The sequence below is a fragment of the Sphingobium sp. TomTYG73 genome (assembly GCF_055394245.1).
This window is the reverse complement of record NZ_AP027340.1, coordinates 809,641-835,215: the sequence shown is the minus strand read 5'-3', so window position 1 is coordinate 835,215 and position 25,575 is coordinate 809,641. Positions and strand designations below refer to the sequence as shown.

General features: G+C 62.0%; 16 protein-coding genes. 8 read left to right on the top strand and 8 right to left on the bottom strand.

Annotation, left to right across the window (positions count from 1 at the left end):
* Positions 1-7: 7 nt before the first annotated feature.
* From ACZ5TH_RS16550 to ACZ5TH_RS16540, 3 genes are read right to left on the bottom strand one after another with little or no spacing between them, the layout of a single operon-like run.
* The gene (locus tag ACZ5TH_RS16550) at positions 8-1,363 is read right to left on the bottom strand and encodes a DUF1552 domain-containing protein (RefSeq protein WP_464795344.1); all 1,356 of its coding nucleotides are present in this window, start codon (positions 1,361-1,363) and stop codon (positions 8-10) included.
* Positions 1,363-3,018 carry a DUF1592 domain-containing protein gene (locus ACZ5TH_RS16545; RefSeq protein WP_464795343.1) on the bottom strand — a complete coding sequence of 552 codons (1,656 nt, stop codon included), beginning with the start codon at positions 3,016-3,018 and terminating at the stop codon, positions 1,363-1,365. The genes ACZ5TH_RS16550 and ACZ5TH_RS16545 overlap by 1 nt, the downstream gene beginning before the upstream one ends.
* Positions 3,015-4,271, bottom strand: coding sequence for a hypothetical protein (locus ACZ5TH_RS16540; RefSeq protein WP_464795342.1), 1,257 nt, complete (start codon positions 4,269-4,271; stop codon positions 3,015-3,017). The genes ACZ5TH_RS16545 and ACZ5TH_RS16540 overlap by 4 nt, the downstream gene beginning before the upstream one ends.
* Before the next feature lie 191 nt (positions 4,272-4,462).
* Between ACZ5TH_RS16540 and ACZ5TH_RS16535 the strand changes: the two genes are divergently transcribed.
* Positions 4,463-5,539 (top strand): AraC family transcriptional regulator, encoded by a 1,077-nt coding sequence (locus ACZ5TH_RS16535; RefSeq protein WP_464795341.1) that lies wholly within the window; start codon positions 4,463-4,465, stop codon positions 5,537-5,539.
* Positions 5,540-5,722: 183 nt separating this feature from the next.
* Here the strand turns inward: ACZ5TH_RS16535 and ACZ5TH_RS16530 are convergent, their stop codons facing one another.
* On the bottom strand, positions 5,723-8,185 hold the full coding sequence (locus tag ACZ5TH_RS16530) for a TonB-dependent receptor (protein WP_464795340.1): 2,463 nt from the start codon (positions 8,183-8,185) through the stop codon (positions 5,723-5,725).
* 187 nt (positions 8,186-8,372) lie between these two features.
* A complete protein-coding gene (locus ACZ5TH_RS16525; RefSeq protein ID WP_464795339.1) occupies positions 8,373-9,023 on the bottom strand; it encodes a TetR/AcrR family transcriptional regulator in 651 nt (216 codons plus the stop codon).
* A 140-nt stretch (positions 9,024-9,163) separates the two neighbouring features.
* Here ACZ5TH_RS16525 and ACZ5TH_RS16520 point away from each other — a divergent pair, with 140 nt between their 5' ends.
* From ACZ5TH_RS16520 to ACZ5TH_RS16510, 3 genes are read left to right on the top strand one after another with little or no spacing between them, the layout of a single operon-like run.
* Complete coding sequence (locus tag ACZ5TH_RS16520) at positions 9,164-10,588, top strand: efflux transporter outer membrane subunit (protein ID WP_464795338.1); 1,425 nt, start codon at positions 9,164-9,166, stop codon at positions 10,586-10,588.
* A complete protein-coding gene (locus tag ACZ5TH_RS16515; protein ID WP_464795337.1) occupies positions 10,585-11,664 on the top strand; it encodes an efflux RND transporter periplasmic adaptor subunit in 1,080 nt (359 codons plus the stop codon). The genes ACZ5TH_RS16520 and ACZ5TH_RS16515 overlap by 4 nt, the downstream gene beginning before the upstream one ends.
* A 2-nt stretch (positions 11,665-11,666) precedes the next feature.
* Entirely contained in the window at positions 11,667-14,747 is a 3,081-nt protein-coding gene (locus ACZ5TH_RS16510; protein WP_464795336.1) for an efflux RND transporter permease subunit, read from the top strand.
* A gap of 198 nt (positions 14,748-14,945) precedes the next feature.
* On the opposite strand, the gene ACZ5TH_RS16505 is transcribed toward ACZ5TH_RS16510, so the two are convergent.
* Both ACZ5TH_RS16505 and ACZ5TH_RS16500 read right to left on the bottom strand, forming a co-directional pair.
* Positions 14,946-15,233 carry a hypothetical protein gene (locus ACZ5TH_RS16505; RefSeq protein WP_449469050.1) on the bottom strand — a complete coding sequence of 96 codons (288 nt, stop codon included), beginning with the start codon at positions 15,231-15,233 and terminating at the stop codon, positions 14,946-14,948.
* Positions 15,234-15,293: 60 nt separating this feature from the next.
* Positions 15,294-15,944, bottom strand: a complete 651-nt coding sequence (locus tag ACZ5TH_RS16500) for a TetR/AcrR family transcriptional regulator (RefSeq protein ID WP_460988978.1) — start codon at positions 15,942-15,944, stop codon at positions 15,294-15,296.
* Positions 15,945-16,099: 155 nt separating this feature from the next.
* On the opposite strand from ACZ5TH_RS16500, the gene ACZ5TH_RS16495 reads away from it, so the two are divergent.
* From ACZ5TH_RS16495 to ACZ5TH_RS16480, 4 genes are read left to right on the top strand one after another with little or no spacing between them, the layout of a single operon-like run.
* Positions 16,100-18,319: a glycoside hydrolase family 3 C-terminal domain-containing protein gene (locus ACZ5TH_RS16495; RefSeq protein ID WP_464795335.1), complete on the top strand. Its 2,220-nt coding sequence runs from the start codon at positions 16,100-16,102 to the stop codon at positions 18,317-18,319.
* A gap of 3 nt (positions 18,320-18,322) precedes the next feature.
* Positions 18,323-21,193 (top strand): glycosyl hydrolase, encoded by a 2,871-nt coding sequence (locus ACZ5TH_RS16490; protein WP_464795334.1) that lies wholly within the window; start codon positions 18,323-18,325, stop codon positions 21,191-21,193.
* The gene (locus ACZ5TH_RS16485) at positions 21,190-22,197 is read left to right on the top strand and encodes an alpha/beta hydrolase (RefSeq protein ID WP_464795333.1); all 1,008 of its coding nucleotides are present in this window, start codon (positions 21,190-21,192) and stop codon (positions 22,195-22,197) included. Before ACZ5TH_RS16490 ends, ACZ5TH_RS16485 begins: the two co-directional genes overlap by 4 nt.
* Positions 22,194-24,638, top strand: a complete 2,445-nt coding sequence (locus ACZ5TH_RS16480; RefSeq protein WP_464795332.1) for an alpha-L-rhamnosidase-related protein — start codon at positions 22,194-22,196, stop codon at positions 24,636-24,638. Before ACZ5TH_RS16485 ends, ACZ5TH_RS16480 begins: the two co-directional genes overlap by 4 nt.
* Before the next feature lie 14 nt (positions 24,639-24,652).
* Here the strand turns inward: ACZ5TH_RS16480 and ACZ5TH_RS16475 are convergent, their stop codons facing one another.
* Entirely contained in the window at positions 24,653-25,561 is a 909-nt protein-coding gene (locus ACZ5TH_RS16475; protein ID WP_449469058.1) for an alpha/beta hydrolase, read from the bottom strand.
* Positions 25,562-25,575 lie beyond the last annotated feature (14 nt).

The window sequence follows — 25,575 nt, the reverse complement described above, 5'->3', positions numbered from 1 at the left end:
GTGATCATCACGCCAATATTTCGCCGATGGGCCGCTTGGTATTCATGGCATCCATGCCCCATGAGTCGACCGAAATTCCCATAACCTGCTGAAGTGTCAAGCCGACACGGCTGATCGACTCTCCATTGCCATGGACGTGGATGCCGGATTTGACCTTTCCGCCTGCGCGTCCGGCCAGCATCACCGGAATGCCCAGAACATCATGGTTCTTGGCATAGGATACGTCCGAATGCGCAAATACCAATGTGTTGTCGAGCAGGGTGCCGTCGCCTTCCTTGATCGCTGCGAGCGCCGACACGAAATCCGCCCAGGCTTCCATGCTGCGGGTGGCGAAGAAATCCACGGTCGGTTGATACCCGATGGCCCGGTCGATCATTTCTTCGTGCGTGTTCTGGTGATACCCCGTCGTCTGACCCGCCTGACGCAGATCGGATGCTGCCGTCGAGAAATTCATGTTGAAAACGCGGGTCTGGTTGCAGGCCAGTGCCATGGCCAGCATCTGCGCCATCAGCTTGTGATTGATCTTCCGCTGCTGGACATCGGTGATGTCGCCTGACATGGCCGGTGCTTCGGCGGGTACGACGCAGGCTTCGGCCGGGGGTGGCTTTTGCAGCTGTAGCGCCAGCTTTCCTTCCATCTCGCGGACAGAGGTGAAATATTGGTCCAGACGGGCCTTGTCGGTCGCGCCCAGATTGGCTTCCAGCGCGCGGCGTTGTTCGGTAACCCCGGACAATACGCTCCGGCGCACCATGATGCGTGGATCGGGTTTGAAATCGGCCTTGTTGGGATCGTTGAAATCCGGCCCGAAAATCTTGCGGTAGAATTCGACCGGGCTGGGCGTGGCGGCATTCATGCTGCGTCCGTCGCGGAATGAATAGCTGGTGCGGGCATTGCCGTCCGCCGACAGGTCGAGCGAACGGAAGAAGGAGCCGCCGCCAATCGCATCGCCGACTAGCACGTCAAGCGTAGGTGCCCGAATGGCGAGCCAATCGTCTGCGGGCGCGCCCGTGCGGACGGCAGTGTTGCCCGACAGATGAGGCAGATTGCCTTTGCCATCCAGCATCACGTCGAACCCGGTCAGGACACTTACATGCTGCTTCACGGCGGCAATGGGCGCGAGTTGCGGGGGCAGGTCGTAATCGGCCCCCATGGACTTTGGCTGCCAGCGATCAGGGATCATCCCGCATCCCCAGAACCATGTACCGAAACGGACAGGCAGGCGCCCACCCCCCAGGGTCGCGGCAAAGGCGGTGCCGTTATTGTCCAGAAACGCGTCCAGCAGGGGCAGCCCCAACGTAACTGCACCGCCGCCCAATATCCCGCGCAGCAGGAAACCGCGCCGTGTCGTTCCATTCATCAACATCAGCCAGTCTCCTTCGATCTGCGAACCGTTGCCACGCGACTTTCAGGAGCCAGGCGCGGCATGGCGTAAAATGCGGGGTCCAGCGCGATGGCGCGCATCAGGGATGGGAAGCGATAGCCGCTCGCCGAGAAGCCGTGACTGAGCCGCGCTATCCCGGCTCCGTCTGCTTCCGCCGGATTGCGTCCATTGGCGTAACGCCATGCCGACTGGACGAGGCAACTGCTGACGCGCGGGCTGTCGTGGAACAGTTGCCCAAGAGCAGCGGCGCCGTTGTAGGCCTGCTTTTCGAAATCGCCGGTGACGTCGATCACCTCGTCATGTTCGACCTTTCGGAACTGGCCGACGCCGTCGAACTGTTCCAGCCCCAAGCCTATAGGATCGGTGCGGCGGTGGCAGCTGGCGCATTCCTCGTCATCAAGGTGCGCCTGAAGCCGGGCGCGGGTCGTCTTGAGCGTCGGGTTGTCGACATTCTGCACCACCGCGAAATTCACGTTGGCGGGCGGGGCGGGGATTTTCTCGCAAAGGAATATCTCGCGCAGCGCTACCCCGCGAAGTGTCGGTGAGGTGCGACCCGGATGCGAATGCTGTGACAACAGGCTGGCATGCGTGAGCAATCCGGTTCGCGGATCACCTTGCGGAAATTCATAAATATACCAGTCGGGCTTGGTCACCGGCACGTCGTAGATCGGGCCGAGCGTGCGGTTCATCGCGATGGACCGCGTCGTGAAGAGATCGCGATAGTCGCCCTTCCGATCCACCAGCAACCAGTTGATGGTGCGCAGCGTCTGGTCTCGTAGCGAAGTGCCGACGGCCTGCGAATAGGCGGGATAGATAAGGGTGTCCTTCGCCAGATCGTCCATCCCGTCCAGGCGCAGATAGTCGGTGAAGAAGGCGCGAACACCCTCCTGGAACCGTGGCGAGGCGATCAGGCGATCGACGGCCTTGGCAAGTCCTGCCTGGGTGTCGAGCGCGCCGCTGCGCGCTTCGTCGAGCAATGTCTGATCGGGCGCGCTGTTCCACAACAGGAAGGAAAGGCGGCTTGCCTTCGACCATGCATCGACGCTCCGGCGGGAGGGAGCGGGGCGATCTATGCGGAACAGAAATTCGGGGCTGGTCAGCATTCCGCCAAGCGTTGCCGCCAGACCTGCATGGAAATTCCCGAGCGTAGCGGTCGCCTCTGTCGCTGACCTTGTAAGAGCCGCAACTTCGCCTTCGCTCAAGGGCCGTCGATAGAGCTGCGAGCCGACACGTTGAATAAACTGGCGGGCACACGCGGAGCCATCCTTGTCCGCTGGAGTAGGCGCGCAACCGATCAGTTTTTCGCGGTGCTGCTCGTCCGTCACCTGCGTCGCGATGCTGCGGGCTAACGTCTCATATTGTTCAAGGCCCGCTGCCGTGACGGAGACTGCGCTCGTGCCGACCGCCTGAAGTCCGTCGATGCGCAGATCTGGCTCAAACCGGCCGACAATCTTGATGTCGGGGCCGAAAATATCGCCGATGACGCTGCGATACTGGCTTTCCGTCAATCGCCGGATCTGGCTGGGAGGTGTGTCCGCGTGCGTTTCATCGGCGCGCGCTCCATTGAGGGCGATGCTGAGCCCAAGGGTGAGGCAGGCGCCAGCTAGGGCGAGCGAGGGAAGGGCGCGGACCTTCATGGACGCACCTCGCTTTGTGCGACTTGGCTGGGCGGAGCAAGGAAGGCTTTGACGCCGACGAAATCATAGGCCGACGATATGGCAGTGAAGCGACCCGTGCGCGGATCACGATAGCCGTCGGCGAAACGATCGATCGCCTTGCGAATGCCGGGGCAGGATACTCGCGTCAGATTGGCGCCATTTTGCGTCATCTGTTCGATCGAGTCATAGAAGCTCTCCAATGTGTAATAGCCAAAGATGCTGCCTTCTATCGAGCCATCAGCGCTGAACTTGGCACGCAGCCGGGCGCCCCGGATGTGGCGGGGAGCATCCACTATCTGTTCTTTGTAGTTCATGGTCAGATCGACGGGGTCCGTCGTCAGGATGCCGCCCGTAATGCGGCCTGATACCGTGGCGCGAAGCCGAGGATCAGGGTCGGGCGTAAAGGTGGCGCGTGCGAGCGGGCCGCCACGGCCGTCGCGGGTCAGCGGTTCACTGACAGCAAGAATGGTGACGCTCACTTCAGGGTCATCCTGAAGGCTGTCGACCCCGCGAAGCTCGATTACAGTGGGCGCGCGGGCGGAGATCATGGTCTTACCCGCAACTTCTTCCTTGCCGTTTTCGCGAAAGGTGGAAACGCAGCCGACGGCGCGCCAAAGCCGGTTATCGACGCCGTTCGTGCCATCTGGCCCTTCGAAATCCAACTTTCCTGCCTTGCCATCCAGGTTGATACCGGCGGCAACCTTGCCCTCATAGGTTTTGAAGTTCTTCGCCAAGGCCGGGAAATCGGCGGGGTTGGAGCAGGCGCTGTAAACCACTTCGCGCTTCTGGAAGGCGAGCCGTCCGGCGCCTTTGGGTAAGCCGTTCAGGGCGCCGATCGCCGCCGCCAGCTCCTGCGTCGGCTCTGCCTTTGGATTGTAGCCCGGCGGGAAATGCACGGAAGATGAGCGATCGCCGCGAAGAAATATTCTGCGGAATTTGAAATATTCGTTCATCCGCTGCTCAAGTTCCTGCCGTTTCTCCTTACCGGCATATTTGGTCTGCTCGGCAGGCGGCAGCATGGCATAGAATCGATCGAGGTCCCCGCTATCGGGCACGGGACAGCTGTCTTTTTCTCCACCCTGGGCAAGATAGACATTGCTGAGTACGAAGGCGTGGACGCCGGTTTCACCGCCGGTGGGCGCGTCGGCGCCGATGAGGGACGCTGCGATCAGGGGCAGGGCCACATATGTTCTGGTCGGCCGACCGCCGGTCGATCCCAATCTGCCCTTCATATATTCCTCTCTGATGCCGCTCTAGGCGGGTGCTTCAGATTTCATGACTCTTCCTGCATTTTGCCACCACCCCAAAATCGATCATGTGGCGCGGCAATTTCGCGCATCCATTCTGCGCCAACACCGGAAACAGAAAGATTTATCCTGGGTGCCGGATCGACTAGGTTGATCGAAAATCAAGGGAAGTATCAATGCGGCCATTACAGACGGAATCCGGCGAATGGCATCTTGCCGAGAGCGTGGCTGAGCGCGTGCTCGCCATTTATGCCGAAGCGTTCGGGTCCACTGAACCACTTTTTGCCCATGTAGGCCGGTCGGTCGATGGGGGAAGTTCGTTGAGAACCTTGCCGGTTGCCGATCTTGCGCGGATGACCAGCCAGGCGATTAACGAACTGGCGCGCCGGGACGCGGTGATGATAGGACGCCGGGGGCTAGGCCCATGTGATTGGCGCGTCATAATGTACAGCCTGACGAGCGCACGAACCTTGCGTGAAGCGATAATGCGTTGCTGCGATTGTTTTGAAGCCATCGACTGGCGATGTGGCAAGATGGCGCTGCGGACCTATGGGGACAGGGCTGAACTTCAATTGGAAGCGATGCGAACCGGCGGATCGACGTCAGCGGGCTGCTTGATCGACCTTTTCGGTGTGATGGAAATACATGGCCTGTTTGGTTGGCTGATCGATCATGCGATCCCAGCACGCAATGCCTGGTTGAACCATGCTCCGGAAACAGTCGAGGCGTTGAGCCTGCCAGCATTGCCTTTCCCGGTGCGCCTGAACGAAGGCTGGAGCGGTTTTGATTTCAGTGCGTCTCTGCTGGATTATCCCGTAATGCGTAGCTGGGAAGACCATCATCGTCGGCCGCTCAGCAATCTTCTGTTCGTTTCCAACCCTCAGGAAGCGGACCGAACGCCAACCGAGATACGCGTTCGCGGCATTGCGATGGCAGCGCTCAAAAATGACAGGCGGCTGCCTTCCTTTGGTGAGATCGTGAGAAGGCTTGGAGGAAGCGAAGCTACGCTTCGCCGCCAGTTGGCGCGTGAAGGGACAAGCTATCGCCAGGTACGCGAAAGTTGCCGCCGCGAACTGGCACTGCATTTACTGCGCCGCACAGAGATATCGATCGAGGATATAGCGGCCAGGCTCGACTATTGCGATTCAGATGCTTTCCGTCAGGCGTTCCGCGCATGGACGGGCCATTCACCGACTGCTTATCGACATGAAGGCGGGACCGCCATGTTTCGGCCAGAAGCTATGGCAAGATAAGGCTTGCCATCAAAATAGCGGCTAGGGTTGGGGTCGTTGAAGCTAGCGCTACCTTGAAGCGCCATGAGACGGCGTGAAGGGCATGTGTTAGAAAATGCTGACTGGTTCCGGATCGAGGACCCCACACATTTTTTAAGATGGAGGCCTCCACGCTCCGCGAGGAGCATGGAGGCCAGCCTGTATTTACCACTTGAAGTTGAGGGTGGCACCAAATTCACGTGGGTTCATGACATTGACTACGCTGTAGCCCGACTGAAATGCGCCTGCGACGACAGCATTGGTCTGTACTTCACCCAGTCCGATATTGGTAATCCGGTTCTGGTTGAGCACATTCTTCGCGAAAATGTCGAGTTCCCACTTGTCGTCGTTTGAACGTACGCCGACAAACAAGTTGACGAGTTCACGATGCTTGAAGCGGTATTGCGACTGCCACCAGTTGTAGCTGGGCGTATAGGTGAGCAGGCCCCGCACGAATGGCGTGACGCTATCCATAGGGAAACGCATTTCCGTGTTGGCGTTCAAGCTGAAGTCAGGCGTATTCGCTAACCTATCGCTTATATTGCAGTAACTAACATTGCCGGTTCCAGTGACGGCTGGCAGACCCGTAGTGTTGGGTGTTCCAGTACCCGCATAGTCATTGCAGGGCAATCTGGCGTTATCCCATCTCGCCTTCGTATAGGCTGCGGCAACGTTCAGGTCCCAGTTCGGTGTTGGGCGCGCATCGATTGATGCCTCAATACCCTTAATCGTAGCATCGCCATTATAGTTGAAGTCAAAACCGCCGGTAGTTTGACCTGGATTGGTGGGCGAGGACCAGAAAATGCTGTTGAAACGGCTGAGAAAACCATCGAGTTTCTGATAGAATGCCGCAACGGTGTAATTCAGCTTCCGATCAAATAGCGCTCCCTTCAAGCCCACTTCGACCGAGTCTGTCTTTTCCGGCCGCGTCTGAATGAGATCGGCGGATACAACAGCAGGACCCGCGACCTTTGTACTACCTTGACGGAAGGAATGGCCATATGCGGCATAGACATTCAGTTCTGGCGTCACTTCATAGTTGATAGTCGCACCTCCAGTGATCGGAGTGTTCCGGGTGCGTTGAAGTGATGTCGGGATGATTTCTACCGGCGGTGAATTGATGAAGCCGGAGAGCCCTTGCTGCGTCGTCTGCACATTCTTAATGATCGAATAGCGTAGACCGCCTTGGATAGTTAGCGGACCAGCCTTGTATCTTAGATTTCCGCTGAATGACCATGTCTGCGCGTACACAGGCACAGTTACCAAAGCCGTGAGCGGCAACTGATTGGGAATTGTATAGGGCGCGAAGTCTCCCGGACAACCGGCGGCTGCCCCGCCGACCAATGCACAAGGCGGGTTGACTTGCGCGGTAGGTGCTACGGTGTAGAGAAGCAGGCTGCTGTCTTGGGCAACTGTTGTGGTGCCAGTTTGCTTCGAATAGAACGCGCCAACACCCCAGCCAAGACCTTCATCATTGTTCGAGCTTAAACGCAGTTCGGCGGTATCGACCTTGTAAGGCGTCACTACATTCGAAGGCTGAACGTAGCCGGGAATGGCGTTGGCAACATCCAGGTCACGCGAAATCTTCAACTTGCTATACTGATGTGCTCCGACGAAGGAGAGTGTCGCAGGCCCGAGGTCATAGTCGAACTGGAGATTGACTAGGTGCGTTTCGTTCTGACTGCGGAAGATGCCTTCCTGCACCGAACCGCGATCGGAAACGCTCAGCGGTGGCCCGGACGTTACGCTTGTGTCTGTAGCGAAGGGACCGCCCCCAAATGCTGGAGGCACGAAGATTGACGGTATACCAAATACTGTGCCGTAAATGCCCAGCGGGGTATTGCCGTTACCGACCACCTGCTGAAATATTCGATTGTCCGCCTGCAGATATTGATAGGTCAGGTAAGCGGTGAAGTCGGTGCTGGGTTGCCAACCAAGGGTAACGCGCGCGCTTTCCGTACGGCTGCGCGAATATTCACCACTATTGACGTTTCGCACCTGATTGAGGCGGTTGCCATCGACCACACCCGCTACGCGGATAGCTAGTGTATCGGAGAAAGGCAGAGAAACGCCGCCCTGAACGTTGTAAGCATGTCGGTCGGTGCCGGTGACCTGTAAATTCCCTTCGATGCGGTCGAATACGGGCTTGCGAGTAGCGATCGTTATCGCACCGGCTGGCGCTGACAGGCCGCGGAGCAGCCCCTGCGGACCGCGCAGCACTTCGATCTGCTGGATGTCGTAGATTGCAGTGAAGACTGTCTGCGCGTCCGTCGGAATTTCGTTATAATAGACTTGGACTGCGGGTCCGGTACCCTGATCAGGGTCGAAAGTGACGCCGCGCAGGGTCGTGGTGTTGTTACGGCCGGTCGTGTTGGTCAGTTCCAAGCCCGGTGCGAGTTGGGAGACGTCCTTGATGTCGAAGATCTTGAATTTTTCAAGCTGTTCGCCAGTTGCGACGTTCACCGACATCGGCACGTCCTGAAGTTTTTCCGCCCGGCGCGTGGCGGTTACGATGATGTCGCTTGAGCTATTTTCAGCTCCGGCCTGGGCATAAGCCAGCGCGGGTACAGCAAAAGCAGAAACGCCAGCGCACAGAAGCGCTGCGCGTGAGACACGCTTAATTCGCATCGATAATCCTCCCCTGAGGGTGTTGCTGTTAAACGGCTCTCGTTAATTTGGGCCGTTTCGTGCACTATATTCGAGTGGACAACGCTGGCAACGCTTTTCTGAACGGCGACGTGCGAAATGAACCGGATGAGCAAAATTGCTTGGCCGGTTGGATGGGCCGAACGGGAAGTGTAACCCTAACCTTCTGTCAGCAGCTTTGCGTTGGCGCCAAGATGCCGCCGCAAAACAGGCCGGTCAAACGGCGTGCATGAGCATTGAGATGGACCGGGTCGATGCGGTTTTCGGCCTCGCCTTGGAAAAAGCGGCGATGGGATTCAGAGAGGATGAGGCTGGTGAGAGACTCAGCCGCGAAGGCCACATCCTGATCGGGGATGGTTCCCCGGTCGACCAGCGACTGTAGAAATGCGATCATCGGATCGAGATAGCGGCGCACGACGACCTGTTCGATATGAGGGCGGGCTTCTTCCATGAAGGAGGGGTTTAGCATCAATAGACGGCGCATGCCGGTGGCATAGGGTTCGCACACTTCGACAAGGCATCCCTGCACGAATGCGAGCAGGCTTTCCTGCCAGTCTGAGCAGGGAGGGACGATCATGGGCTCCAGACCATAATTCAGCATTTGCCGGACGACTGCGGCAAATAGCGCGGATTTGTTGGGATAATGGGCGTAGACGGTTTTCCGCGACAGGCCGGATGCGGCGATGATCGAGTTCATCGTGAGGTTCGGCCCATGTTCGACGAGCAGCTGCATCGCGGTATCGACCAGGCGCTGCTCGACGTCGCCGCTTTCTTCGCGGCGGGGGCGGCCGGGGCGGCGGATGGGGGGAGTGGAAACCATGAAGGAAAGCATTGGCAAAAAAAGCTCCGGTTGAAAATAAACAATCTTGTTTCTTTTTGTCGCCGCGCTATCCGTGTCGCTGTCGATCAAGGTTGGAGTCATTCCGCTTGCCGCTTTCTGGCCCGCGCCGTTCCTCGTTTATGCTCTGTGCGCTGCTGTCGGCCTGCGCGCCGTCGATCGAACTCGCGCGACCCAGGATCGCGTTGCCCGAGCGGTTCGAAACGGCACCTGCCCCGGCCGCCGAGGAAAGGCTGGACCGTTGGTGGAGCCGTTTCAACGACGCGCAACTTTCCGCATTTGTGGAACAGGCGCTGGCGCAGAATACCGACGCCCGGTCAGCCTATTTCCGGCTGCGTGAGGCGCGCGCGATTCGCGATCAATCGCTGTCGCAGCGCCTGCCGACAGGCGCCATCAGCGGATCGGCCAAGATACAGGATGGCAGCCAGCTGTCGCGAACCGATCTGTTCGGGTCCACCGCGCGCAGTGACAGCCAGTCGCTGGCCTTCAGCCCCAGCTGGGAACTCGACCTGTTCGGCAGGCTGGGCGCGATCGGGCAAGGGGCGCGGGCGACCTATGTGGCGGCGGCCTATGATTATCATGCGGCTCGCTTGAGCCTGGCCGCCGATGTCGCGAGCGCGCTGTTCGAGGCGCGAGGGCTGGCTGTGCAACGCGACGACGCGCAGGAGGGGCTGCGCATCGCAAGAGAATTGGAGCGAGCCTCGCAGCTCGGCCGGGATCGCGGGCTGGTGGCGGCTTCGGAAACGGCTCGGCTGGAAGGCGACGCGGCAACGGCGCAGGCAGAGCTGACGCGGATCGAGACGGCGCTGCGAAACGCCAAGCGGTCATTACTGGTTCTGATCGGAACGCCGGACGCCCCGACCGATAGCCTGCCGATAGAGGCGCGGCTCGATACGGCGCCGCCGGTCCCGCCGCTGCTGCCCGCGACGCTGCTGACGCGGCGGCCCGATATATTGGCCGCCGAGGCGCGGGTTGCGGCAGCGACGAGCGCCGTCAAGGTCGACAGGTTGGCGCTGTTCCCCCGCTTCACGCTTCAGGGCAATGGCAGCATCAGCCGGACGTCCGGGGTGGCGGGCGGCGTTTCGAGCCTCTGGTCCATCGCCGCCGGATTGAGCCTGCCGATTCTGGACCGTACGCGCCTGATGGCGCAATTGCGCGCGACGGAGGCGCAGGGCGAACGCGCCGTGGTGAGCTATGAGGCGGCGGTGCAGGCGGCCTTCCGGGATGCCGACATCGCGCTGGCGCTGGTCGCCGCCGATCGGGTGCGGCTCGCCGACCTTGGCCTTGCCGAGGAACGGGCGCGCTTTGCGTTTGATGCCGGGCGCAAGGGCTATAGAGCCGGGCTGACTGACCTTACTACCTTGATCCAGGCGGAACAGACGTGGCGGGCCGCGCGCCGTGCCCTTACCAATGCGCGGACACAGGCGCTGGGCAATGCCGTTGGCGCGTTCCGTGCGCTGGGCGGCGGGTGGAGCCCGGATGATCCCGCGACGGCGCCTGAACAGCAGCCGGTCGCCCTGCCTATTCAATCCAAGGAAATGCCGTGACCTTCAAGCCGCGTCCCTTTGCCATGGCGCTTCCCCTCGTCCTGCTGCTTGCCGCCTGCGGTGGGGGGAAGGAAGCGGCCAAGGAGCCGCCGCCGCCGACAGTGACGGTGGCCATGGTCGATCAGCGGCCATTGGAAGGCGGCCTCAGCGCCTCGGGCCGCCTGATCCCGCGTGAGGAAGTTGCGATCGCGCCGGAGCTTTCGGGCTACCGCATCGCGCGCGTGCTGGTGGAAGAAGACGCCAGGGTGGGCGCTGGACAGGTACTGGCGGTGCTGGACGATACGCTGCTGCGTTCGCAAATCGATCAGGCGCGCGCGCAGTTGAGCCAGCAGCAGGTCGCCTATGAGCGAGCTCGAATGGATGCGGGCCGCGTGGCGGGCCTCGACAATCAGGGCGTGCTGTCGCAGGAGGCGATCGACCAGCGGCGCATCGCGGCGCGATCGGCGCAGGCCGCCGTGGGCGTTGCGAAGGCGCAGCTTGACGACCTGCTGACCCGCCAGAGCCGGTTGATCATCCGATCGCCCGTGGCGGGCCGTGTTCTCCAGCGATCCGCGCGTCCGGGCGAGCCATCCGCATCGGGCACGGTGCTGTTCACCATCGCGCGCGACGATCTGGTCGAACTGGACGCCGAAGTTGCGGAAGCCGCCATGGGAACGCTGTCCATCGGTGATCCCGCGACGGTCACATTGGCGTCGGGAACCAGGCTGTCGGGCAAGATCAGACTGCTGGGCGCGCGTGTCGATAATCAGACAGGGCTTTCGAGCGCGCGCATCGCTTTGCCGGTTAACCCGCAATTGCGGCCCGGCGGATTTGCCAAGGCGGAGTTCGTCAAAGCCAGCGGCACCGTGTTGGCCGCGCCCGAAGCCGCGGTGCATTATGATGCCGACGGCGCCTATATGCTGTTGCTCGACAAGGCCGACCGGGTCCATCGCGCTTCGGTGCGGACAGGGCGGCGCGCGGGCGGCATGGTTGAGATATTGAGCGGCGCGAAGCCCGGCGTGCGAGCCGTGCTGGGCGGCGGCGCTTTCCTGCTGGAGGGTGACCGGGTGCGGATCGCCGCTGGCAGGGGCAAGTAACCATGCGCATTTCCGCCTGGGCCATCCGCAATCCGATTCCGGTCGTTTCGCTTTTCATCCTGCTGACGATCGCGGGAATCGTGGCGTATATCGGCCTGCCCATAAAGCAGTTCCCCAACGTCAACTTCCCTGTCGTCAGCGTGACGGTGACGCAAAATGGTGCGGCGCCCAGCGAAGTTGAAAACCAGATCACGCGGCCGATCGAAAATGCGCTCAGCAGCGTCGCCGGGGTCAAGCATATCAGTTCGACGGCCGTGCTGGGATCGTCCACGACGACAGTCGAGTTCGAACTGCACAGCGACATGCAGAAGGCGACGGACGATGTCCGCACGGCCGTTGAGCGCGCGCGCATCGATCTGCCGCCGGGGATCGACCCGCCGCTGGTGCAGCGACTGGACATCGATGCCGCGCCGATTCTGACCTACGCGGTCAGCGCGCCCGCGATGGGCAACACGGAATTGTCGCGCTTCGTCGACAAGGTGGTCACGCGCGCATTGCAGGCCCAACAAGGCGTAGCGCAGGTTCACCGCATCGGCGGCGCGGATCGGGAAATCAACATCGTGCTGGACGCGCAGCGCATGGCGGCACGGGGCGTGACGGCGCCGCAGGTGAACAACGCGCTCGCCGCGTTTCATAGCGACGATCCGGGCGGTCGTGCCGATGTGGGCGCGGTTGAACAGACGATCCGTGTTATCGGCTCATCCATAACCATCGATAGGTTGCGCGACCTGGCGATCCCGGTTCAGGGGCGTTATGTCCGCCTGGGCGACATTGCCGAGATTGGCGATGGCGCGGCCGAACAGCGAGGATTTGCGCGGTTGGACGGCAGGCCCGTGACCGCGATCCAGATCAGCAAGACGCGCGAAGCGAGCGACATCAGTGTCGAGGACCGGGCGGTCAAGGCGATAGCCCAGATTCAGGCCGAGCATCCGGGCGTCACCTTCACCAAGCTGGTGTCCACGGTGGATTCCACGCGGCGGACCTTTGCATCGACCCAGCATGTGCTGATCGAGGGCATTTTTCTGGCGGTGATCGTCGTCTACCTCTTCCTGCGCAACTGGCGCGCGACGATCATCGCGGCGGTGGCCATGCCGTTATCCCTGATCCCCACTTTCGTCCTGATGTCGGCTATGGGGTTCAGCCTCAACAGCATCACGCTGCTGGCGCTGACATTGGTGATCGGCATCCTGGTCGATGACGCGATCGTCGAGGTCGAGAATATCGAGAAGCGGATCGAGACCGGCGAGACGCCCTATCGCGCCGCGTTGATCGGCGCGGATGCCATCGGTCTGGCCGTGATCGCGACGACTGCGACGATCATCGCTGTGTTCGCGCCGGTATCGCTGATTCCGGGGCAGGCGGGGCAGTTTTTCCGCGAGTTCGGTTTGACCGTGGCTGTCGCGGTGCTCTTCTCGCTGGTCGTGGCGCGTTTGCTGACGCCGCTGATGGCGGCCTATTTCCTCGTGCCGCTCAAGGATCGGGTGCATCGGGAAAAGCGGCCCGTAAACCCGATTTACGGCCGTATATTGGATTGGGCCTTGGCACACCGATGGATGACCATGGCGATCGGTGGCGGGATTTTCTTTCTGTCGCTCCTGCTGGCGAGCCTTACGCCGGTGGGATTCCAGCCGGTCGGCAATCCGGGCTATCTCTATATCGCGGTGCAGGGTCCGCCCGGCGCGACGCGTGACGACATGGCGCGGGCGGTCAACGACGCGACCCGCATGCTGTCGGCGGAGCCCGCTGTGGAACGGGTTTTTGCCCAGGTGGGGTCAACGTCCGGCGGCTTCAGCGCGGGCGACGACATGCGCACGGGCACGCTGACGGTGGTGCTGAAACATGATCGGGACGTCACGACGGACGAGTTCCGGCAGATCATAAGGCCGAAATTGCGCGATATTCCGGACGTGCGCCTGTCCAATCAGGGCACGTTCGGTTCGGCTGGCGTCAACATCGTGCTGGCCGGGGAAGACGGGCAGGCGTTGGAGCGCACGCAAATCGAACTGTTGCGGCAGATGCGCAACGTGCGGTCGATTTCCGACCCACGCCCTGCGCCGCCGCCCGCAGGCCCGGAGTTGATCGTGACGCCCCGGCCGGAGGAGGCGTCGCGCCTTAACGTCGATAGCCGGACGCTGGCCCAGGTGCTGCGCATCGCGACCATCGGCGACATCGATGCCAGCGTAGCGAAATATTCGGATGGCGACGAGCGCGTGCCGATCCGCGTCCGCCTGCCGGAAGGATCGCGTCAGGATCTGGAGACGATCGCAAATCTTCGCGTGCCGACTATCGATGGGCAGACGACGCCCTTGTCGGCGGTTGCGGATATCCGGTTCAAGGCGGGGCCGGGCAAGATTGTGCGCTATGACCGGGAGCGGCGCGTATCGGTGGAGGCGGATCTGGTCGCCGGGCGGACATTGGGTCAGGCTTTGCAGGAAGTGAACGCGTTGCCGGTCATGCGTAACCTGCCCAACGGGGTCCAGGAAGCGAAGACGGGCGATTCGGAAGCGATGTCCGAGCTGTTTGGCGGCTTCATGCTGGCGATCGTGGGGGGTATCGGGCTGACCTTTTCGGTGCTGGTGCTGCTGTTCAAGGGCTTCTTCAAACCGGTGGTCATTCTGGCCGCGCTTCCGCTGTCGCTGCTGGGCGCCTTTGCCGCGTTGACGCTGTTCGGCAAGACGCTGGATCTGCCCGCCATGATCGGCCTGCTGATGCTGCTTGGCCTGTGCGCGAAAAATTCGATCCTGCTGGTGGAATTTGCGATCGAGGAGGAGCGGGCGGGGACGCCGATGACCGAGGCGCTGCGCAATGCATGCCGCGAACGTGCGCGGCCGATCGTCATGACGACGGTGGCGATGGCGGCGGGCATGCTGCCGACCGCGTTGGGCATTGGCGAAGGCGCGGAATTTCGGCAGCCGATGGCGCTGGCGGTGATCGGCGGCCTCATCACCTCAACGGCGTTGTCGCTGATCTTCGTGCCGGTGATCTATGAGATCGTCGAAAGCATCGAAAGGTGGATCGCGCCAAGGGCCGCGCGTCTGGTGACGCCGCGTCAGCCGGGGGATGACGATCCTTTTCCCATATGATGGAAATGTTGACAGGCGCTCGCCGGTCGCTTGACTTATCGAACATGCATGTTCAATTAGATGCGCCTTTTAGGCACTCTCCTACACCTACCTGGGCCGGCCACAAACCGGCCCTTTCTTTTATGTGGCGGTAGGGGTGCCCAACAGAAAAAGGGCGCTTGCGCGCCCTTTCCCTCAATAATGCCTGAGCTTTTGCCGTTAGGGCAGCTTGGCCAGATCGGCGTCGATCGCCGCCAGACGGGCGTCGGTGACATCGTCAGGCGCATATTGCTGAATCGCCTTCAGCGTCATGGCGCGGGCCATGTCGACCTGATCATTGCTGGTCATGCCGGGAATATACTTCTCGACAATCGCCTTGGCAGCGGGGTTGTCGAGCAGGACACCCAGTTCGGTGTCGGCAGAGGTGTACTTGGCGGTAGCAGCAGTTTCCGCCAGCGCCGGAGTGGCGAGCGACAGAGCAGCGGCAGCAAGAATCAAAAATCGCATGGAACAGGATCCTCCGTTTGTGATATTTCCTATATCGCACGATGTCGTGCTAAATTCAAGTCACCAGCTTTTGCGGGCCGCCATCAAAAGATCGACGGTTTTCCGGGCGGCGCCTAACAGTTCGGCTTCGACGATCGGACCGGCGCTGCTTTCCTGCAATTCCCACCCGGTGATGGCGGCTACAAGCTGTCGAGCGATCGCGGACGGGTCGCGGGCAGGAATGCCGTCGCGCACGGCGGCTTGGCTGATGTCGTCGCTGATGAGGCGCACGATGTAGAGATAGCCTGCTTCATACATGGCGCGGGCGAGTTCGGGGAAGCGTTCACGATTGGCGAGCGTCAAGAGCTGGAACGCGTGCACTTCCCGCTGAAGCAGCGACCGCGCGATGACTTGCGCGTGATGGTGGAGGCGTTCGGCAATGTCATCGGTCAGCAGATGATCCTGGCTTGCCGATATAAGCGACCATTGCTTGACGCGATCATGGATGACGGTCGTGAACAACGCTTCCTTCGAGGGATAGCGGGCGTAAAGCGTGCCCTTGGAAACGCCGGTGGCCGCAGCGATATTTTCCATCGCCACGCCGTCATAACCCTGGTCCAGGAACATCCGGGTGGCGGTGGCCAAGATGGCGCGATCGATCGCGGCGACCTGTTTCGCGTCGGGTCGGCCGCGTTTTGGGGTGAATGCTTTCTCGGTCTTTGTGGCTGGCATGACCGCATCTCTGACTCAAGCCATGGGCGGAAGCAATGGCCTTCTGAAATAAATCGAACGACACCGATCGAATATTGACGTGTGCGCTCCTGGAACGTAAGAATGTAAACTGCCGACAATCGGAAAATGTCCCCCCAGCGGAGAGGCTGCACATCATGAAGAATTCCTCATCCATCCTGTTGCTTGCTGCCGCGGGGACGATGCTGACGCCGGTCGGGGGACATGCCCGCGATACCCGGAATTCACCTGAGCGCAGAGCGGCTGAGACCCTGTCGAAAATGACGGGCGAGGAGAAGGTCCGGCTCATCCACGGCCCCATTACAGGCATGGTGAGTCCGTCAAAGCGGCCGCAGGGAATACCGGTAGGTGCGGGATATATTGAAGGAGTGGAGCGCCTTGGCGTTCCTATGCTGGTGGAAAGCGACGCAAGCCTTGGCGTGTCCAACCTGATGGAAATGCGCAAGGGCGATGTGGCGACGGCATTGCCCTCAGGGCTTTCGCTTGCGTCCACATGGGACCCGGAAATCGCCCACGCGGGCGGTGCGATGATCGGCGCGGAGGCGCGGGCCAAGGGCTTTAATGTGATGCTGGTGGGCGGCGTCAATCTGGTGCGCGACCCGCGCGCTGGCCGCAATTTCGAATATCTGGGTGAAGACCCGCTGCTGGCTGGCGAACTGGTCGGAAGTCAGATCAGTGGCGTGCAGTCCAATGACATCATCGGCACGATCAAGCATTTCGCGCTCAACAATCAGGAAACCGGTCGCAACATCGCATCGGTGAACATGGATGAGCAGGCGATGCGCGAGAGCGATCTGCTGGCTTTCCAGATCGGCATGGAACGCGGCAATCCCGGTTCGGTGATGTGCGGCTATAATCGCATTGGCGGTACTTTCGCTTGTGAGCACCCTTTCCTGCTAAACGACGTGCTGCGGCGTGATTGGGGCTTCAAGGGTTATGTGATGTCGGACTGGGGCGCGGTGCATTCCACCGAGGCCATCATCGCCGGCCTCGACCAGCAATCAGGCGAACAGATCGACGGCAAGCGCTATTTTTCCGACCTGATGGTGGAAGCGGTCAAGGCGGGGAAGGTGCCGCAGTCGGCGGTCGACAAGGCGGCCGGACGCGTGCTCTACGCCATCTATGCCCATGGCGTGGCCGACAAGCCGCTACAGCCGGGCCAGTCGATCGATTATGACGCCAACGCCGAGGTAGCGCAGCGTGCGGCGGAACAGGGGATCGTCCTGCTGCGCAATGAGGGTGGCATCTTGCCGCTGGCCGCCTCGGCGAAGACGATCCTGGTGGTCGGAGGCAATGCCGATGTTGGCGTGCCGAGCGGCGGCGGTTCGAGCCAGGTTAATCCCGTGGGTGGACTGAAGCGCGTTTCCAAGGGCGCGGAAAGCGGCCCTGCCGCTGGCTTTGCCCGTCGCGGCTATGGGGGCACGGCTCCGCTCGATGCGCTGCGCGCCGAGTTTCCGAATGCGGCCGTCAGCTATCTGGACGGCAAGGATGTGCCAGCCGCTGTCCAGGCAGCGAAGTCGGCCGACATCGTTGTCGTTTTCGCGGAGAAGTACGCGACCGAGGCCATCGACCATAAGGACCTGTCGCTGGGCGAGGGTCAGGACGACCTGATCGACGCGGTGGCAAGCGCGAACGGAAAGACCGTCGTCGTACTGGAAACCGGCAACCCTGTCCTGATGCCCTGGCAGGCCAAGGTCCCGGCCATCCTGTCGGCATGGTATGGTGGCCAGCGTGGCGGCGCTGCCATTGCGCGGGTTCTGACCGGAAAGGTGAACCCGTCCGGTCATCTGCCCGTGACCTTCCCCGCCTCCGTCGATCAGTTGCCCAATCCAGTGCTTCCTGGCTCCGACGCGGCGCCAGCGGATAAGGAAACGCGGGCCGTCTATGGTCTTCAGGCGGGTTTGAAGCCGTTCGACATCGTCTATCCGGAAGGATCGGACGCCGGTTATCGCTGGTTCGACAAGAAGGGGCTGAAGCCGCTTTATCCTTTCGGATACGGTCTCAGTTACACCCAGTTCCGCTATGAAGGGCTGAAGGTCACGGGCGGAAAGGCGCTGTCTGTCCGCTTCACCGTGGTGAATGAGGGTCAGCGGGACGGTGCGGACGTGCCGCAGGTCTACGTCACCCGGCCGGGCAAGGCCAAGCGGTTGATCGGGTGGGCGAAGCCCAATCTCAAGCCCGGCGAAAGCAGGGAAGTCACGGTTACGGCAGACATGCGCGTGATCGCGGACTTCGATGCAAAGGCGCAGCGTTGGGTGGTGCCCGCGGGTGACGTCAAGGTAGAGGTGGGCACATCCGCCGCGGATCCGGTGCTGACCGGCACGGCGCGGCTGAACCGTATGATCCGGAGGCCCTGAGCCATGACAGCGAAGCGGTTGATGAAGACCTGCCTGCTGGCGGCAACAGCTATGCTTGCACTTGTCCAGGCTCCGGCTTTTGCAGGTCCGCTGGACGATCATTTCCAGAGCCCGCCCGTCGATGCTCGGCCCCGGCTGCGTTGGTGGTGGCCGGGCGATGCGGTGACGGATCAGGAATTGCAGCGTGAGCTGAAGCTGATGGCGGACACCGGATTTGCCGGTGCGGAGATTCAGTCGTTCACGCCCAATTTCGTGACGCTTACGCCGGACGAGAAAGCGCGTGTTGACCAATATGCCGAGCCGTCCTTCTTCGCCCATGTCCGTGCTGCGGGGGAGGCGGCGAAGGCGTTGGGTCTGACGCTGGACTATACGCTGGGTTCGTCCTGGCCATCCGGCGGCGGCTTTGCCATCCCGCCGGAACTGGCGTTCACCGAACTCGCCATGGCCAGCACCCAGGTCAAGGGCGGCGAGGCCGGTCCGATCAAGCTCAATATACCCAAGCGCACAAAGCGGCTGGGCGCGCTCAGTATGTTCGATGCGCGCGTCAAGGACCCGAAGGTAGCAGACTGGGGCAAGAGGATGGAGGGCCGCGCGCGCACCGTCGCGGTCGTTGCGGTCAAGGGCAATGCGCCCGTGCTTCACCCTGCCGTGCCGGGCGCGATGGGCATGACATTGACGCCGTGGCGGGATGTGGTGACGGCAGGCACGCTGGACCCGGCAAGCAGCGTGCTCCTGACCAGCAAGTTGCGTGATGATGGCACGCTCGACTGGACGCCGCCGCCCGGCGACTGGCAAATCTTCGTGTTCCGCCAATATGCCTCCGACGTCGGTGTGCTAGGCGCGGCCGGGCAGGGGCCGCAGCTGATACTGGATCATATGAACCCGCAAGCCTTTGCGGCGCATGCGGCGCGCGTCGGTGATCCGTTGGGGAATGACCCGGTCGGAATCCGATCGACATTCGTGGACAGCCTGGAATTGATGCAGGATATTCAGTGGGGACCTGAATTGCTGCAACAGTTCAGGAGGAGGCGCGGCTATGACCTGACGCCCTATCTGCCCTTCGTTGTCCAGCCCGGTTGGATGCAGGCGTGGAGCGAGCATTGGTCGCCGCCCTATTTCGACACGGCGAACAGCGATGTGGCGGAACGGGTTCGCGCCGACTATCGCCGCACGGTTTCAGACATGATGATCGAGGGGTTCATCCAGCCTTTCGTGGCATGGAATCATGCGCATGGGCTGAAGGCCAAGTTCCAGGCGCATGGCGGCGCTTTCGATACGATCCGGGGATATGGTCTGGCCGACATACCGGAGACCGAGGATTTGCCCGGTTCAGGCGATCCTTTTTTCATGCGGATGGCCCGGTCGGGTGCGCATCTCTATGGGCGTCCAATCGTATCGGCGGAAAGTCTGGCATGGGGGAATCGCCCCTATGATGTGACGCCCGACGAAATGCGGCGGCGGGTCGATGCCTTCATGGCGGGCGGCGTCAACTCCATGATCCTGCACGGTTATAATTATCGCTTCCATGCCGACGATTGGCCCGGCTGGCACGCTTTCCAGCCAAGCCCGTTCGCTGGCGGCTTTTCCAACATGTTGAACGAGACCAATCCGATCTGGCCCGCAATGAAGCCTTTGGCGGGCTATATCGGCCGCTTGCAGGCCGTCATGCAAGCAGGTGAGGCGGTGGTTCCGGTCGCCTATTTCTATGGCCGCTACGGCTATTATGTCGGCATCGAGGATGACGGCGCGGGCAAGCAGGCAGCGGAAAAGGCGTTCCTGGCGGGAGGCTATGATTTCGACCGGATCAACCCGGATTCGATCGCTCATGCGCGGATCGAAGGGAAGCAGCTCGTTTCGCAGGGCGGCCAACGCTATCCGGTGCTGGTGTTGCCGCCGATCGACGGCATTCAGGCAGAGACAGCCGAGGCGATCGCGCGTTTTGCCAAGGCGGGACTGCCGGTTTTCTTCACCGATCGGGCGCCGAGCCGGGATGAAGGGCTCGCCCAGGCTCGCCAGCGTGATGCGAGGGTGAAGAAGGCAGTCGCCGCCGCGCTGAAATCCGGAGCGAAGATCGTTCCCGCCGCTGGTGTGACCGATGCTCTGCGGGCAGCGGCGATTCCGGCCAATCTGCGCTTTTCCGGTGACGCTGCCGATCTTTACTTCGTTCAGCGGAAGATCGAGGGCCGCACGGCGACCTTTGTGTACAACAGAGGAGAGGTTGCACGGCAGGTGACGCTGACGCTGCCCGAAGTGGGGGGCGTGACGCGGTGGAATGCGATGGACGGCACGGTTTCGCCTTTGTCGGCGCGCGTCGCGGGGCGGGGGACGGACGTGCCGATCAGCCTGGCGGCGGGGGAAAGCGCGCTGTTGATGCTTGATCCCAAGACGCAGGCTGTCACCGTTCCGGTATCCGCTACCGTGGCCAGCATGACGCTGCCCATGGATGGATGGCGGCTTCAGGCGGCCGGTCATGTCCAGCGCAAGCCCTATAGCCAGGATTTCGCCTCTATCAGTCTGAAAGACTGGCAGCAGATGCCTGAACTGGCGCGCTTTGCAGGGACGGGAACCTACAGGCGCACGATCAATGTCGATGCGGGCTGGCTGACCAAGGGAACAAGCGTGATGCTGGATCTGGGGGAAGTGCATGACGTCGCTACGGTGACGGTCAACGGACAAAGCCTGCCCACGCTGTTCAGCGCACCGTTCCGCGTCGATGTGACGAAGCTGGTTCGCGCGGGCAAGAATGACATCAGCGTTGCTGTCGCCAACGTACCCCAGAATGCGATGATCGATCCCAAGGACACGATCTACAAGAAGCTGAAGCCGGTTCCGGCCGGATGGGTGGGGCCAGCGAAGCTGGAGGCGCAACGGTGAGAGGGCGGCGTTTCGCAGCCGCGATCGCATCCTGCCTGCTGATTGCAGCGGCGCCGGTCGTACCTTCTCCGGAAGCAGGATTGAAGTCGGTCAATCCGGAGTTGCGGCCGGTCGCGCGCGGCATCATGCAGGCGCAGCGGAGCGGGGCGATGTACAAGCCTGCCAAGCCCGGCCCACTGCCCGCAGGGGTTGAGGAGCGGCAGGCACCCGGATCGCGCGGACATCCGCCGGTGCCGGTCTATGTCGTGAACGCTGGTGCCGAGCAGGGGGCGCCGCGCGGCGCCATCTTCTTCGTTCATGGTGGCGGTTTCATCGGCGGCGATGCGCGGGACAATCTGCCCGCGCTCAAGAGCCTGGCCGAGCGGCTGAACTGTGTGATCGTGTCGGTGCAATATCGGTTGGCGCCGGAGACGCATTTCCCCGGACCTCTGGAAGATGCCTATGCGGGTTTGAAATGGCTGCACGGCAATGCCGCCGCGCTGGGCGTCGATCCGGGTCGGATTGTCGTCATGGGTGAAAGCGCGGGTGGCGGTCTGGCTGCCATGCTGACGATTGCGGCGCGTGACAGGGGCGAGGTGCCGGTCGCGTTTCAGGCGCTTATCTACCCCATGCTGGACGATCGGACGGGTTCTTCGCGTCCGGTGCCGCCGCATATCGGCCAGCTGATCTGGACGGCGGAGTGGAACCGGGAGGGCTGGCAGGCGCTGCTTGGGCGGCGGCCTGGCGCTGCCACTCAGCCTGAAGGCGCGGTGCCTGCGCGGGTGAAGAACCTCAAAGGGCTTCCGCCGACGTTCATCGGGGTAGGGTCAATCGACCTGTTCGTGGACGAGGATGTAGAGTTTGCCCGCCGCCTGATCGATGCAGATGTCCCTACCGAATTGCTGGTGATACCAGGCGCTTTCCATGGGTTCCAGCTGATCGTCCCGCGCGCGGCCATATCCCAGCAATTCAATGCCGCGCTCGATGCGGCGCTGGTCCGCGCCCTTTCGCCGGAGAAGAAATGATGAGGATGGGCGCATTGCTGGCTGCTTCGCTGATGTTGGGCGCTGCGCCCGCCGCTATCGCTCAGACGGGTGGCGCTGAGGGCTGGATCAGCCATGCGGAGGCGGGGCCGACGGTGCGCCCGATCGTCCTGCATTTCCGCCGCACGCTCGACCTGCCGGGCAAGCCACGCTCTTATAAGGTGCGAGTTACGGCTGATAACCGCTTCATATTATTTGTCAATAGTGCGCGTGTTGCGGCAGGGCCTTCGACGGGCGACATCGCCCATTGGCGCGAGGAGAGCATCGACCTTGCGCCCTATATGAAGCGAGGCGTCAACGTCATCGCGGCGACGGTGTGGAACGGTGTCCAGCCACTGAAGCTGCCCGCCAATGCCACGCCCGCGCAGGTTTCGGCGGCTCAGGGCAGTTCGCTATTCACCAATACCGCGCCGCTGTTCCAACAGAGCGTCGCGACCGGGTTTCGCCTGATCGGCGAAGGCGAGGCGGCAGAGCTTTCGACTGACCGGCAGGGTTGGCGAGTGAAGCGCGACCAAGGCCGTGGCTTCGCCAATGGCTGGGGGCAGGTGAAGCGATGGTATTATGTCGCGGGCAACCCCGAGAAGATCGATGCGGCGAAGGCTGATTTCGATGCCGCTGGGCCGCAGGAAAAGGGCGAGGGCTGGCAGGACGCGGTGCCCGCTCCCGATGCGGCGAAGCGGACGCTGGTGGCCGAACGGCTGCCGCAGCAATCCTATACGCCTGTGGCGGCGGGCAAGGTGGTGCGGACTGATCTGCCTGCCGCCATGGCCTTTCCCGCACGGGCAGTGACGATCCCGGCCAACAGCAAGGCGACCTTGCTTATTCAGCGCGATGCGATGGTGTCGGCCTATCCTCAGTTGGACGTGTCCGGCGGCAAGGGTGCGGCGATCAAGCTGCTGTGGACCGAGGCGCTGTACGATGCGCAGGGCCGCAAGGGCGACCGCAACCTGATCGAGGATCGCAAGCCGAGCGGCATTTGGGACAGCTTCATCGCCGACGGAGAAAAGCGCAGTTTTGCCCCGCTATGGTGGCGGACATGGCGTTATGCCGAAATCACGGTCGAGACCAAGGATCAGCCGTTGGTGCTGGAGGGGCTGCGCGCGTACGAGACGGGCTATCCGTTCCAACAAGTCGGTAAGTTCCAAAGCGATGATCCTGAACTTGCACGGATTTTCGATATAGGATGGCGCACGGCGCGGATCGATGCGCATGAAACCTATATGGACACGGCCTATTGGGAACAACTGCAATATGCGGGCGACACGCGCCTTCAGATGCTGATTTCCTATGCCGTGTCGGGTGACCCTCGTCTGGCCGAGCAGGCGATCGATGCCTTTGCTGCGTCCGATGTCGACGGCGGGCTTATGGAAGGGGCCTGGCCGACGCGCGGCAATAATGTGATCGCGCCCTTCGCGCTGATGTGGGTCGGCATGCTGGATGACTGGCGATTGCGCCAGCCCGATCCCGCGCCCATCGTCCGTAACATCCCGCGCATGCGCCGTGTTCTGGACTGGTTCGAAACCTACCGCCGTCCGAGTGGCCTATTGGGTAAGAACCCGCAATGGAATTTCATCGATTGGGTCGGCCAGCCCGCGACTGACCGGACCATCTTTCCCTCCTATGGCAAGACGGATGAAAGCTGTTTGATGAGCGTCAGCTGGCTCGGCGCTCTCCAGCAGGGGGCAGCGATCGAGGCAGCCTTTGGCGACGCCAGCCAGGCGCAGCGCTATGCCGCGCGAGCCGAGACGGTGAAGGCGGCGATCCGCAACCGGTGCTGGCTTCCGGCGCGGGGTCTTTATGCCGACAATCCTGACGGTGACCGATTCAGCCAGCATATGAACGCGCTGGCTGTCCTTTATGATGTTGCGAGCCGCGACGAGGCCGGGGCCATCATTGACCGGATAATGGTGCCGGGCAAAGGGATAGACGCGCCCGAAGGGATCACGAGCGTCAGCTATTATTTCTCCTGGTATCTGGCGCAGGCGCTGGTCCACGCGGACAGGAGCGACCGTTATCTCGACATGCTCAAGACGTGGCGTGATCTGCTGACGATGCATTACACGACCTGGCCGGAAGAGCGCGATGACGCGGGGCAGGGGGGCAAGGGCCAATCGACGCGATCGGACAGCCATGCCTGGAGTGCGCACCCGAGTGCAGATCTGCTGGGTATCGTGGCCGGGATTGGGCCTGATGCGCCGGGCTATGCGCGGCTGAAGGTTGAGCCCGCGTTGGGATCGCTCAAGAGCCTGTCCGCAACCGCTGCCACGCCTCAGGGGCCGGTCAGCGTCCGCTACCGGATTTCGGGAAGCACCTTGAATGCCGAGATCACCCGGCCGACGGGGTTGCCGGGCGATTTCCGGTGGAATGGCAAGCGTTATCCGCTGACCCGCGCCACCACCAAGCTGAAGGTGCCGGTGCGCTGAGCGGGACAGCGAACTCAGCGCTTCGGTGCTTCCTTTGCCCCGAAGCCGTTGAGGTCGATCCAGCGGAACAACGCTTCGGTCCAACCTTGCGTGGCCGTGCCCTTATCACCCAGGCCGAAACCATGACCGCCACGTTGATAGGCGTGGAACTCGATTGGGCGGCGAGCAGCAATCCAGCTTTCGATGAGTGCATAGCCCGCGCGTCCTGACAGCGGATCATCGGTCGCCATAGCCACGAAGGCGGGGGGCGCGTCGGCCGGTACGTCCACCTTTTCCATCGGTGGATAGAGCATGACGGAAAAGGCGGGACGGTCGGCGGGCGACGCGTCGATGGTCACGCGGATCGTCGTTCGCGCTCCGGCAGAAAAGCCGATCATGCCGACCTTGGTCGGATCGACATGCCATTTGGCTGCGCGCGCGCGGACGAGCTTCAGCGCCGCGATCCCATCGGCGATCGCATAAGGGGGCGTGACGATGCGCAGACCTTCACCGGGCTTGCCGACCCATTCGGTCATTCTGCCCTGCATCATCTTGCCGAAAGCTGGCCAGTCGCGCGGGGTCGGGTCCAGCCGGTATTTGAGCACGAAGGCGGCGATGCCCTGATCGGCCAGCAGGCGAGCGACCTCCATCCCCTCATGATCCCAGGAAAGCGTCATGAAGCCGCCGCCCGGCGCAATGACCATGGCGGTGCCGGTCGCTTTTGCCGGGTCGGGGAGGACAGGCAGCAAGGCGGCTTCGCTGGTATTGCGGACGCTCATGTTGCCGGACTTGCCGAACCAGATTTCAGGGCCGTTGCCACCGGGCACGAGGCCGGTGCCAAGCGGTATCGCCTGCTGCAATTCCGACGGGGCCGACAACTGCGCATTGGCCGCCGTGGCGCCCAAGATCCATGCGATAGCCAAGCACTTCAGCTGATTTTTCATCCCACCTCTCCTTC